Annotated in this window: 11 protein-coding genes; 8 read left to right on the top strand and 3 right to left on the bottom strand. The window is 44.6% G+C overall.

Annotated elements, in window-relative coordinates:
* Positions 1-27 precede the first annotated feature (27 nt).
* The 3 genes from greA to carA all read right to left on the bottom strand — a co-directional run bounded on the left by greA (position 28) and on the right by carA (position 5,280).
* A complete protein-coding gene (gene greA, locus FAI40_02240) occupies positions 28-501 on the bottom strand; it encodes a transcription elongation factor GreA (protein ID QCE34249.1) in 474 nt (157 codons plus the stop codon).
* Positions 502-782: 281 nt separating this feature from the next.
* Positions 783-4,055, bottom strand: a complete 3,273-nt coding sequence (gene carB, locus FAI40_02235) for a carbamoyl-phosphate synthase large subunit (protein ID QCE34248.1) — start codon at positions 4,053-4,055, stop codon at positions 783-785.
* A gap of 10 nt (positions 4,056-4,065) precedes the next feature.
* Entirely contained in the window at positions 4,066-5,280 is a 1,215-nt protein-coding gene (gene carA / locus FAI40_02230) for a glutamine-hydrolyzing carbamoyl-phosphate synthase small subunit (protein QCE34247.1), read from the bottom strand.
* A 280-nt stretch (positions 5,281-5,560) separates the two neighbouring features.
* Here carA and FAI40_02225 point away from each other — a divergent pair, with 280 nt between their 5' ends.
* The 8 genes from FAI40_02225 (at position 5,561) to FAI40_02190 (ending at position 13,097) form a co-directional block, all read left to right on the top strand.
* Entirely contained in the window at positions 5,561-6,031 is a 471-nt protein-coding gene (locus tag FAI40_02225) for a GatB/YqeY domain-containing protein (GenBank protein QCE34246.1), read from the top strand.
* Positions 6,032-6,072: 41 nt separating this feature from the next.
* Positions 6,073-7,986, top strand: a complete 1,914-nt coding sequence (locus FAI40_02220; GenBank protein ID QCE34245.1) for a DNA primase — start codon at positions 6,073-6,075, stop codon at positions 7,984-7,986.
* Positions 7,987-8,105: 119 nt separating this feature from the next.
* Positions 8,106-10,064 (top strand): RNA polymerase sigma factor RpoD, encoded by a 1,959-nt coding sequence (gene rpoD, locus FAI40_02215; protein ID QCE34244.1) that lies wholly within the window; start codon positions 8,106-8,108, stop codon positions 10,062-10,064.
* 99 nt (positions 10,065-10,163) lie between these two features.
* Entirely contained in the window at positions 10,164-11,198 is a 1,035-nt protein-coding gene (locus FAI40_02210) for a glycosyltransferase family 61 protein (GenBank protein ID QCE34243.1), read from the top strand.
* Positions 11,199-11,381: 183 nt separating this feature from the next.
* On the top strand, positions 11,382-11,855 hold the full coding sequence (locus FAI40_02205; GenBank protein ID QCE34242.1) for a 30S ribosomal protein S6: 474 nt from the start codon (positions 11,382-11,384) through the stop codon (positions 11,853-11,855).
* Complete coding sequence (gene rpsR, locus FAI40_02200) at positions 11,848-12,135, top strand: 30S ribosomal protein S18 (protein ID QCE34241.1); 288 nt, start codon at positions 11,848-11,850, stop codon at positions 12,133-12,135. Before FAI40_02205 ends, rpsR begins: the two co-directional genes overlap by 8 nt.
* A complete protein-coding gene (locus FAI40_02195; protein QCE34240.1) occupies positions 12,135-12,752 on the top strand; it encodes a 50S ribosomal protein L9 in 618 nt (205 codons plus the stop codon). The genes rpsR and FAI40_02195 overlap by 1 nt, the downstream gene beginning before the upstream one ends.
* Before the next feature lie 174 nt (positions 12,753-12,926).
* Complete coding sequence (locus tag FAI40_02190; protein ID QCE35720.1) at positions 12,927-13,097, top strand: YqaE/Pmp3 family membrane protein; 171 nt, start codon at positions 12,927-12,929, stop codon at positions 13,095-13,097.
* Positions 13,098-13,113: the final 16 nt, after the last annotated feature.

Genomic DNA, 13,113 nt, shown 5'->3' with positions numbered 1-13,113 from the left:
AGGCAGTTTCACGAAAGGAAAGACGCCTCAGCGATAAGTAACTTTAATAATTTCGTATGCTTTGTCACCCCCAGGGGCAGGCACAGTCGCAACATCACCTTCTTCTTTTCCAATTAATGCCCGTGCAATCGGGGAGGAAATAGAGATGCGACCCTCTTTAATATCTGCCTCAGGCACACCAACAATCTGAAAAGATTGCTCTTTACCTGTTTCCTCATCGGCAACATCAACGAAAGCGCCAAAGCGAATGCGTTTTTCAGTCAAACCTGAGGAATCAATCACTTCAGCAGAACCAACAAGCCCTTCAAGTTGCACAATTCGGCCCTCAATAAAAGACTGTTTCTCACGTGCTGCGTGATATTCAGCATTTTCAGAAAGGTCACCATGTTCACGTGCTTCTGCGATTGCCTTAATGACAGCAGGGCGCTCTTCACTTTTTAACTGCCGAAGCTCATCTTCAAGACGACGCAAACCTGCTGGAGTGATGGGCATTTTTTGCACAATAAAAAATCCTAAATGGAACAAACGGAATACATAAACTCACACAAGCTATTTTTGATGAATGGAAATAACCTGTTCTGGGATATATAGGAATTCCTGCGGGAATAAAGAAGGATTGGCATGAAAGAAAACAAGCTCGTCCTCAAACAAAAATCCCCTTAATTCTATCTGTTTTGAAAAAGAGAGGCAAGATTAAAGAGATTCTGTCCTTTAAAGGCAAAAAGGCGTGAGCTTTGTAAAAAGCCACGCCTTTTTGAACACTAAAAAAGCCTCTGGGCGTCTTAGTTTCCGCCAGTCCTTTCTTGGAGTGGTGTCGTGTTGATATTGTTTTTCTTTAAGGCTTCGATGGCATAAATTGCCGCTTTACCACCCGAGAGGGTGGTATAGTTTGGCACATCCATAATCAGCGCGGCCTGGCGGATATGGAAGCTATCTTTCGAGGCCTGGCGTCCAGAAACAGTGTTAATCACCATTTGGATTTCGCCTGAGCGGATAGAGTCAATGCAATGCGGCCGAAGCTCAAATAGTTTATTCATTCGCTGGACAGGAATGTCTCTCTCTTGAAGATAGGCAGCACAGCCAGGTGTTGCACTGACTTTAAAGCCCATTTCAATGAGTTTTTTTGCTAAGAACGGCAATTCTTTCTTATCCTCATCTCTGAGTGAAAAAAGAACATTACCAGAGAGAGGAAGGCGCATATTTGCGGCAAGCTGCGCTTTGGCAAAGGCATTCTCAAAATTAACGTCACGTCCCATGACTTCACCTGTGGAGCGCATTTCTGGGCCAAGGATTGTGTCCACACCAGCAAAACGCTTAAAGGGGAAAACGGGCGCTTTCACAGAAACATGAGGAAGCGCAGCACCAGGAATAAGGTTAAACTCTGAGAGTTTTGCCCCTGCCATGACCAAAGCTCCGATTTTTGCAACGGGCACATTGGTTGCCTTGGCAACAAAAGGAATGGTTCTTGAGGCTCTTGGATTAACTTCTAGCACATAAATGTCATCGTCTTTGATGGCATATTGAACATTCATAAGCCCTTTAACATTTAGTTCTTTTGCAAGATCTTCGGTTTGAGAGCGCAAGCGTGTCACAACGGCTGGTGCAAGGCTATAAGGTGGAAGAGAGCAGGCTGAATCTCCAGAATGGATGCCAGCCTCTTCGATATGCTCCATTACGCCTGCGACATGGGCATGTTCGCCGTCAGAAATACAATCAACATCCACTTCAATCGCATCATTAAGATAATGGTCCAAAAGAACAGGCCCAGAAGAGACTTCTTTACCCGCACGGGCAAGTATTTCTTTAAGGTAATGTTCTAATCCTGAACGGTCATGGACAATGGCCATGGCACGTCCACCCAAAACGTAAGAAGGGCGTACAACGAGAGGGTAGCCGACCTCCTCTGCTTTTTCGAGGACTTCCTTAGCATTGAGAGCAATTGCATTTTTAGGCTGTTTAAGATCAAGCTTGCGGAGAAGGGCTGAAAAACGCTCACGGTCTTCGGCACGGTCAATTGCATCTGCGGATGTTCCCAAAATTGGAATGCCAGCCTCTTCTAAAGCTCTGGAAAGTTTTAAAGGAGTCTGTCCACCATACTGGATAAGGCAGCCCAGCAATGTGCCTGATTTTTGCTCAACCCTTAAAATTTCAAGGACATCTTCAGCCGTAAGCGGCTCAAAATAAAGTCTGTCGGAGGTGTCGTAATCTGTAGAAACGGTCTCTGGATTACAGTTAACCATGATCGTTTCATAGCCATGCTCTCTGAGTGCATAGGCGGCATGAACGCAGCAATAATCAAACTCAATTCCCTGACCAATGCGGTTAGGGCCACCACCAAGAATAATAACTTTTTTACGGTTTTTATCTAATTTTTCCGCTTTTGGCGTTAGAGGAGTATAGCCCTCTGATGCACCGCAACCTTCATAGCTCGAATAGAAATAGGAGGTTTTCGCATCAAACTCATTCGCACATGTATCAACGGTTTGATAGAAAGGATGCACTTTTGCAGCATATCGCGCTTTGCGAACTTCTTCTTCGCTGAGACCGCAAAGCGTGCCTAGACGTTTGTCTGAAAAGCCAAGTGCCTTAATTTCACGCCAGTCGTGAGCAGTTTTTGGAAGCCCATTTTCTTTGATTTGTGCTTCTTGTGCGACAAGCTGTTTAATCTGATTTAAAAACCAAGGATCATATTGGCTGGAAAGTTTAATTTTGTCGAAAGGAATGCCAGCACGGAAAGCCTGTGCAATGAGGAGAAGACGGTCTGGACGTGGCGTTGCCAAAGCTTCAAGGTAATCTTCGACCGTGCCTTCTTTGGGAGCTGGCAGATCATCAAGACCTTCAAGGCCGGTTTCAAGCGAGCGCAATCCTTTTTGAAGTGATTCTGCAAAATTCCGCCCAATGGACATAATCTCACCGACAGATTTCATCGAGGTGGATAAGAGTGCAGGTGTCGCTGGAAATTTTTCGAAAACAAAGCGTGGAATTTTCGTGACGATATAGTCAATGACAGGTTCAAAGCTCGCAGGGGTCGTGCCTGTAATATCGTTATCTAGTTCATCAAGCGTATAGCCAACCGCAAGCTTTGCTGCGATTTTTGCAATAGGGAAGCCTGTTGCTTTGGAGGCGAGAGCAGAGGAGCGTGAAACACGAGGATTCATCTCAATAACGACCATGCGGCCATCTTTGGGATTGATCGCAAATTGAACGTTAGAGCCGCCGGTTTCAATGCCAATTTTACGCAGAACCGTCAGAGAAGCGTCCCGCATTTTCTGAAATTCTTTGTCTGTGAGGGTTAAAGCAGGGGCAACTGTAATAGAGTCGCCTGTATGAACCCCCATCGGATCAATATTTTCGATAGAGCAGATAATGATGCAGTTGTCCTTGATGTCACGGACAACTTCCATTTCATATTCTTTCCACCCAATAACAGACTCTTCGACCAAAACTTCTGTTGTTGGGGAAGCGCTTAGGCCAGAAATGACGATTTCATCAAATTCAGCTTTGTTATAGGCAATGCCGCCACCAGCACCGCCAAGAGTGAAAGAAGGGCGGATAATAACAGGCAGGCCGATTTCGGCTAATTTTTCCTGTGCCTCATCCAAAGAATGCGCTGTAAAGCTTTTTGGGCTTAAAAGACCAGCTTCATCCATGATTTCACGAAAACGCTGACGGTTTTCGGCTTTATCGATGACATCGCCTCGGGCACCGATCAGTTCAACGCCGAATTTTTCTAAAATGCCCTTACGGTCTAATTCTAATGCTGCATTGAGAGCTGTTTGTCCGCCCATTGTAGGCAGGAGCGCATCAGGTTTCTCTTTCTCAATGATACGGGTTAGAAATTCGGCTGTAATCGGTTCAATATAGGTTTGATCGGCAAGATCAGGATCGGTCATGATTGTCGCTGGATTAGAATTGACCAAGATGACTCTGTAACCATCTTCCTTGAGAGCCTTACAGGCTTGTGCCCCCGAATAGTCAAATTCACAGCCTTGCCCGATAACGATTGGGCCAGCGCCGATAAGAAGAATGGATTTAATATCTGTACGTTTAGGCATAATCGTCCGCTTATTCCTTAGAAGAATTTTTTGAAAGATTTTGACGGATCATCGTCATAAATTTTTCGAAGAGATGTACGGCATCGCTTGGACCTGGGCTGGCTTCAGGATGGTATTGAACCGAGAAAATATTTTTCCCCACAACTTCAAGCCCTTCATTAGATCCGTCAAAGAGGCTGATATGGGTGGCAATGACGCCTTTAGGCAGACTTTCAGGATCGACTGCAAAGCCATGATTTTGGCTGGTAATTTCGACTTTTCCGCTTGCCAGTTCTTTTACGGGGTGGTTTGTGCCACGGTGGCCTTGGGGAAGACGGTACGTTTTGCCGCCCAAAGCTCTTGCAAGTAACTGATGGCCCATGCAAATGCCAAAAATGGGGATATTGAGCTTAAAAATTTCTTGGAGAAGTGGAACGCCATATTTCCCGGTGGCCTCTGGATCTCCTGGGCCATTGGAAAGAAAAATGCCTTGAGGTTTAAGCTTTTTAATCTCTTCGATACTTGAGCTCCCCGGAACAACGTGCACGTCAGCGCCCGCAGACACAAGGGATCGGAGGATATTATCTTTTGCGCCAAAATCAAGCGCAACAACCCGCACTTTATTTTTGGTTTCAGGGAGTGTCTCTTGCCATCTGCCTTCATGCCACTGTCTGCTTTCTCCAGCGGCATCTTCAGCGAGATCCTGGCTTTCAAGCCCTTCCCATTTTTGGAGCTTTTCAAAAGCTTGTTTGAGATCGAATTTACCATTTTTTGGAAAGGCGATTAAAGCATTTTGAGGGCCTTTTTGCCGAAGGAGGCTAACAAGCCGTCTTGTATCAAGGCCGGCAATCGCAGGGCGATTTTGTTCAATCAGCCATTCAGGAAGGGTTCTTTCAGAACGCCAACTGGAGGGAGCTGTTGGAAGTTCCTTTGTGACAAGGCCATAAGCACGAATATGGCTCGCTTCATTGTCAAAGGAATTGATCCCCGTATTACCTATATGAGGAAAGGTGAAAATAATAATCTGCTTGCTGAAAGAAGGGTCTGTTAATGTTTCTTGATAGCCCGTTGTTGCGGTGCAGAAGCAAAGCTCTGCGGGATCAGTGACGGCGTGTGCGCCATAGCCTTTTCCCCAAAAAACATCGCCATTTTGTAAAAGAAGAGCCGCAGTCGCCCCTTTGGGTGGCGTAAGGACGTTAAGAAGAGCATCCTGTTTGTTGCAGGAAGAAGCAGAAGAGGAGGGCATAATTCTCCAGTATGGTAAACCGTTTAATCGTAAAAGATAAAAATTGAGATAGATTATAGAATGCTTTTACTTGAAGTTGTGCATAATGTGAAATTTTCAAAAAAGTGGGAGCTTAAAATGCGGCAAAATACAAAGAGGCGCAAGCCAGTTTAAAAAGTCTTTGAAAGTGCAAAACTCATCGTTTTTATTTTTCTCATTTGTTGTTTAAGCCGCTGAAATGATAAAAATAGTGGATTAAAGAAACAATTTACATTTTAAATGAAGAAGGCAGGGTCATCAAATGACAGATATTAGTTTGCGCCAGAAAATTATGAACGACATTAAAACCTCAATGAAAGAAGGGAACAAGGAAGAAGTTGCAAGACTTCGCGCCATTACGGCAAAATTCAAAGATTTGGACATCGAAGCCCGTGTCAGTGGCGTTGAAGTAGATGCAGATCAGCTGCAAAAAGCACTGCGTTCCATGGTGAAATCTCGTCTCGATTCTATTGCGCTTTACGAAAAAGGCAACCGTCCAGAGCTTGTCGCAAAAGAACAAGCCGAAATTGAAACGATTAAACGCTATCTTCCTCCTGAAATTGATGAAGAAAAACTTAAAGCGGAAATTGAGAAAATTATTTTGGCCTTACCAGAAGCCAGCATGAAGGAAATGGGAAATGTGATGGGACAGCTGAAAGAAAAATTTGGTGCTGCCTTAGATGCAGGGAAGGCAGGTAAAATTGTGCGTGAGCGTTTGATGGGCAAGAAATAAATTTACTTTTTTGCTGTTTTTACAGAGGAAAAACTGCCTGAATGCGTTTTTTTGATCCCGCTTTTTTAGAAGAGCTAAAGGCCCGTCTTTCGATTTCGTCGATTATTGGACGGCGGGTGAAGCTTACCCGTTCTGGAAAAGACTGGAAGGGCTGTTGTCCCTTCCATGGGGAAAAAACTCCCTCTTTTTATGTCTATGAGGATCACTATCATTGTTTCGGCTGTGGTGCGCATGGAGATGCGATTGGGTTTATACACCAGACGCAGGGGGGCACTTTTTCCGATGTGGTTGAACGTCTTTCTGCGGAGGTCGGCCTGTCTCTTCCAGCGCAAGATCCACAGATGCAGGAACGTCAGGAAGTTCGGCGCAAGCTAAGCGATGTTTTAGAAGCGGCGCGTCTCTATTATCGGGAGCGCCTTTATGCGCCGGAAGGAAAATCAGCACGGGAATATCTCACAGCCCGTGGCATTGGCCAAGAAATTGCGGAGCGCTTTTCTTTTGGCTGGGCAGATTCTGGAAGAGGGTTAATAGAAGCGCTCGAGAAAAAAGGCTTTTCTCAAGAAGAAATGAAAGAAACGGGACTTTTGCGAGAAGCCCGGCAAGGGGGGGAGAATAGACCCTTCTTTTTTAACAGGGTGATGATTCCTATTTTTGGGCGCAAAAAAGAAGTGCTTTCTTTTGGCGGGCGTGTGCTTGATGACAGCAAGCCTAAATATTTAAATGGCCCAGAGACGCCTCTTTTTTTCAAAAAGCATATTCTTTTTAATTTTGAACAAGCAAGAGGCTTTATTGACCGTCAAACGCCTATTCTTGTTGTGGAAGGCTACATGGATGTTGTCGCCTTGAGCCAGCAAGGGATAGGCGGTGCTGTTGCGCCTTTAGGGACGGCTGTAACGGAAGATCAGCTTCGTCTTTTATGGCGGAGTTCTGATGCGCCTGTTTTTTGTTTTGATGGTGATAGTGCAGGCAGAAGAGCGGCTTTTCGTGTTTGCGAGGTTGCCTTTCCTTTTTTAGAAACGGGTAAGAGGTTACGCTTTTGTTTTCTGCCAAAAGGAGAAGACCCCGATAGCTTGGTGCAAAAAGAGGGCAAGGAAAAATTTTGGGATCGGATTGAAAAAGCGCTTTCTTTAGAAGAAAGTTATTTTGGGCTTTTAGCAGAGAAAATTTCGCCACAAACGGCGGACGGGCGTGCGCAGTTTCGTAAAGCGCTCCAAGAGGCGAGTCATCAAATCAAAGATGAGATTTTGGGAAGTGAATACAGAGCTTCTTGGATGGATTCTTTTTTCTCTCATTTTCGTTTTTCGCCCTCCCAACGCAAAAGAGGGAATTGGCAAAACCAAAGGGAGAGAAATCAAGCTAATTTACGTCATTATCAGCAACTGACACGCCGTTCAGATTTTTCAGTACAGGAAGAGGTAAGTCAGGAAAAAGTTGTTTCTTTTTCAAAGGAAAGCACAGCCCGGCTGCGGTATCAGATTTTACTGGGGATTCTGATGCTTCATCCTGAGATATTTCCTTGGGTAGAGGAGGCTTTCTCCCGATTGGAATTTGGTGGAAATGAACGTCTGCTTGCCCTTCAGGATGCCATGTTTGAATGGTATGAGGCAGATGAAGATCCTAAGGAAGAGGATATGGAACTTCATGGAGGAGCTTTTAGAGATTTTCTTAAAGAAAAGGGTTTTGAAAAAGAGGTGCTTGAATTTTCCCGTTTAGGCAATATAGACACAGATGGTGCGCCAATTGTCGAAGGCTGGTGGCATTTTTATGGATTTATTGATATTAAGGCTTTCAATCAGTCTGTACAGCAGGACATCAAGAGAGCCCTTTTGGAGAAAAATGATGGAGAGGAAAATGCCTCTCAGGTACTTCCAAAGGCGCTTTTAGCCCGTATTGAAGCGAGAGATCGTCTGCGGCGAGGTGAGATGCCAGAGATGCCTTCAGATGAAAATTTGTAACTCAGACCTTGACATTAGGCGCAATATTCCCCAAGTGGCAGGGAGCGCTTTTACGTTTCTTGAAGTTTTTAGGGACGCAATTTGTAAATGACAACCAACCATCAATGGAAGATGAGAGTATGGCGATAAAGACTCCTGCCGATACGGAACAGAACAGTGCCGATCAGGACGGGTTGCAGCTTGATATAGATTCAGCTGCTGTCAAACGCCTGATTGCAAAGGGACGTGCCAGTGGCCACATTTCCTTTGATGATTTGAACGCTGTCCTCCCACAGGACAAAATGTCTTCGGAGCAGATTGAAGATATTATGGCCGCCTTGTCAGAAATGGGTGTTCAGGTTGTTGAAAATGATGAAGATTCTGATCCGGAAGACGACAACGAAGAGAGTGAGGATGAGTCTGATGACTCCGACGATGAGGAGTCGTCTGAAAAACACTCCCATAAAGAAAACAGTCGTAGCGGTAATATTTCTGAGAGTGCAGGCCGCACTGATGATCCTGTTCGCATGTATTTGCGTGAAATGGGCGCTGTTGAGCTTCTTTCCCGTGAAGGCGAAATTGCGATAGCCAAAAGGATTGAGGCTGGCTGGGGCGAAATGATAGAGGGCATGTGCCGTAGCCCGATTGTTTTCTCTGCTTTAATTGACTGGGCGAATAAAATTCGTCTTGGAGAGTTAAGTCTGCGTGAGGTGATTGACCTCGAAGAGAGTCAGAATTTTTCTGATAAAGAAGAGGCTTTAGCCGAAGAAGACGAAGAGGATATTGACGCCGAAGAAGAATCCGAGGATGAGGATTCAATGAATGCGCCTTCTATTTCTCTGGTTGCTTTAGAGGAAAAACTTCGTCCTGAAATTATGGCAGAGTTTGATTCTCTTGAGGTGCTTTATCAAAAGCTTTCCGCTCTGCAAGAAAAGCGGATTGTGATTCTTCTTGAGGGAAAAGAATTAGATAAGGTCAGTGAAAAAGAATATCGTGAAATTCGAGATGAGCTGGTTCGGCATGTCCGCCGTTTAAGACTGCATACAGGGCGTATCGAAGAAATCAGTGAAATGATTAAAAAGCAGGTTAAGCGTCTGAATGATTTAGAGTCTAAAATGGCTCGTCTGGCTGAATCCTGCCGTCTTAACCGTGAGACTTTCTTCTCTTATTACCGCAACCGGGAATTAGATCCGCTTTGGCTTGATGAGATTGCAAAACTTCCGGGGAAAAATTGGAAAAAGCTGATTGAAAATCATCGTGGACGTCTTGAAACGTTGCGGGATGAGGTTGCTAGCTTGGTTCATCTTATGGGCTTGCCTATTTCAGAATTTAGAGAAGTTTATCATACCATTTCCCGTGGGGAGCGTGATGCTGGCCGTGCGAAGAAAGAGATGATTGAGGCCAATCTTCGTCTGGTGATTTCGATCGCAAAGAAATACACAAATCGTGGTTTGCAGTTCCTTGATCTCATTCAGGAAGGCAATATCGGTTTGATGAAGGCGGTGGATAAATTTGAATATCGTCGTGGTTATAAATTCTCAACCTATGCGACATGGTGGATTCGTCAGGCCATTACACGTTCTATCGCAGATCAGGCAAAAACCATTCGTATCCCTGTCCATATGATTGAAACAATCAATAAATTGGTACGGACTTCCCGCCAAATGCTCCATGAAATTGGCCGTGAGCCGATGCCTGAAGAATTGGCTGAAAAGTTGGGTATGCCTTTGGAGAAAGTGCGCAAAGTTCTTAAAATTGCAAAAGAGCCGATTTCCCTTGAAACCCCAATCGGGGATGAGGAAGACAGCCATTTGGGCGATTTTATTGAAGATAAAACGGCAATTATCCCATTGGATGCCGCTATTCATACAAATTTGAGAGATGCAACGGCGAAAGTTTTGGCCTCACTCACCGCCCGTGAAGAGCGTGTTTTAAGAATGCGTTTTGGGATTGGTATGAATACAGACCATACGCTTGAAGAGGTTGGTCAGCAGTTTAATGTGACAAGAGAGCGTATTCGCCAGATTGAGGCGAAAGCCTTGCGTAAATTGAAACATCCTACACGCTCACGGAAGTTGAAATCTTTCTTAGACGTCTAAGCTTAATCTGAACTTTGAATGGTTTAAAAAATACCTTGTCTTTTCCAAAGCAGAAGAGGCAAGGTATTTTTATTTTAGAATGCGTGGTGAAGGGTTTTTATGCTTCAAGTCTGCCCAGTCATTTATGGTGGCACCAAAGTTTTGAAAGAGAATCCACCTTGTCTTGTCGCTGAAAATGTTACTTTTCTGCCGAGTGTTTTTGCAGGTACGGGGGCAGAGCTTTTTTATCCCTCTGGCCGTGTTGTGGCAGAAAGTTTGAGTTATAGGGGGATTCCTTCACCACATCTTCCGCTCGGCGCAACTTATACAGAAGCAGATTTAACCCAATTCCCGAGAGCGCCCGAAGAATATCACTACGTTTATCTTGGTGATGTGAATCAGCATTATGGACATTTTTTGATTGGGGCGCTTTCTCGGCTTTGGAGGTTTCCTGCTTTAGAGCGTGAAAAACTCCGTTTGGTTTTTACAGGCCAGCCGAGTGTCGAAGCGCTTTTTGAAAAAGAATATATGCGTCAAATTTGGCAGGCACTTGAGTTGAAGCCTGAAAATTTTGCGTTTTTTCCAAAAGGCGCACGTTTTAAAGAAATAGAGGTTTCAGGAGCTTCTTTTGAGGAAAACAGCCATGTTCATCAGATCTATTCTGAAATGATGGTGGCGCTTGGCGCAAAAATTTATCCTGAAGAGATTCAAGAAAAACCGAATAGGATTGTTTATTTTACAAAAGAATTTCTTCCTAATGGCATTTGGCGTTTACAAAATGAAGCTGTTTTAAGCGAGGGACTGAGATCGCTGGGAATTGAAATTGTTGCGCCCGAAAGACTTTCTTTACAGGCGCAAATAAAATTATGGAAAGAGGGCGGGGTATTTATTGCGACCTCAAGCTCGGCACTTCATAGCTCTGCTTTCGTCGCTAATCGAAAAATCATTGTCCTTAATAACGTTTCAGAGATGTGGTCTAATCAAGTTTTGGTGGACAGGGTGTCACATAATGACTCTTTGTATCTCTATGATTTTGAGAATTTTGATTATAAGGCTGGTTTTGTAGAAGGTTTTCATGCGCAGTTGGAGATTAAAAATCAGGAACGTTTTGTTTCAGAGCTTCTTTCTTTTCTAAAGGCCTTAAAAGCGAAGTAAGCTGTTCGAGTGAAACTTGATTTCTTTTTGATTTTGTGGTGTATATCACTTTTCCCTGCTGGCGCTCTCCATGCGTGCCAGCTGTTTCTATGACATGGAGATTCTTTTTTAAGAATCTTGATGGAAAAGGGTCGCTTAATTAGTCCTTGCATAGAAAAATCACTTTAGCCATAGGGAGTTTGCATGGCTTTATATGAACTAACGCTCATTTTGCGTAACGATCTATCAACCACCCAAGTTGAATCCTTTATCGAAAATCTAGGAACAAAATTGGGCGAACTCGGCGGTTCTGTCGAGTTGAAAGAATTCTGGGGACTTCGTCCGCTTGCTTACCGTATTAAAAAGAACCGTAAAGGACATTATGTCTTTTTGGGACTGAATACACCAGCAGAAGCCCTTAAAGAAATTGAACGCCAGATGTCTTTGGACGAAGATGTTCTTCGTTTCCTCACATTGCGTGTTGATGCCCTTCCAGAAGGTCAGACTCCAATGATGAGCCGTCGTGACGAACGCCCAGCACGTGGCCCACGTCAAGGACAAGGCCAGACCGGTGGTCGTTTTGAAAGTGGCCGTGGTCGCCGCCCACAAGGTCATTCCCATTCTCATGGGGCTGACGAAGGGGATGATGCCGCAGATGAAGGAGATCTAAATGACTGATACAACTGACGCAGTCGTCAAAGAAGTCAACCCAGCAGCACGTCGTACTGCCGTTGGCGCACGCCGTTCTTTCCGCCGCCGGAAAGCTTGCCCATTCGCTGGTGAAAACGCACCTGCAATCGACTATAAAGATATTCGTCTTCTTAGCCGTTTCTTGTCTGAGCGTGGTAAAATTGTTCCAAGCCGTATCACAGCCGTTTCTGCTAAGAAACAACGTGAACTCGCTAAGGCAATTAAACATGCCCGTTTCCTTGCACTTCTTCCATATGTGGTGAACTGATGGCTGCTACTGAAATTATTCTACTTGAGCGCATTGAAGGCTTGGGGCAGATGGGCGACATCGTTAAAGTTCGTCCAGGCTATGCCCGTAATTTCCTGCTTCCACAGGGAAAAGCGCTTCGTGCAAATGCTGCAAATAAAACACGTTTTGAACAAGAGCGTCAGCAGTTAGAGGCCGAAAATCTTCATCGCCGTGAAGAGGCTGAAGATGTTGCAAAACGTCTTGAAGGTCTTTCCGTTGTTCTTCTGCGTCAGGCAGGCGAGAGCGGATCCCTTTACGGTTCTGTGAGTGCAAGAGACGTTGCCGAAGCTGTTACAAAAAATGGTGGCGCAACAGTTTCCCGTCAGCAGATTATTCTTGGACATCCAATTAAATCTCTTGGCCTTGCAAAGGTTAAACTTCGCTTGCACCCAGAGGTCGTTCTCGAAATCACTGTGAACGTTGCACGTTCTGAAGAAGAAGCAGAGCGTCAGGCACGTGGTGAAGAAGCTAAGACCAAAGAGGAAAATGAAAACGTCCTCGGCGATCTTCAGAATCAAAACCGTGCAGAAGATGAAGCTGCGGAAGCCGCTGAACTTGCTGTTCAGGAAGAAGGCGAAGAAGCAAAAGCAGAGTAATTTTCTTCTTTTGATTTTTCTAAAAAAGGCTCTGAGGATCTCCCCAGAGCCTTTTTTATGTTAGTGTGAAGCTATCTATATGGTTAAGTTACTCTAAGAAAGAGAGAAAAAGCCCAGAACTTCTGAAGTTTCTTTGCTTTATAATTTTAGAAAGAAAAATCCATGCGTTTATTTATCCGCTTAATTATTGCTTTCTTTTTGCCGTGGCTGGCCTTTTTTACGATTGAGCGCCCAATGGCAGGTATCATTTGCTTGCTTTTGCAGCTAACAGTTCTCGGGTGGCCTTTTGCGGCAGTCTGGGCTATTTGGTCAATCTGTAAATATGATACCGCTGCGCATCATTGAGCAAGACAAAAAAGGA

It is taken from the genome of Acetobacteraceae bacterium (assembly GCA_004843345.1).
In the GTDB taxonomy this organism is placed as follows: Bacteria; Pseudomonadota; Alphaproteobacteria; order Acetobacterales; family Acetobacteraceae.
This window is presented reverse-complemented; position numbering and strand designations above follow the sequence as displayed.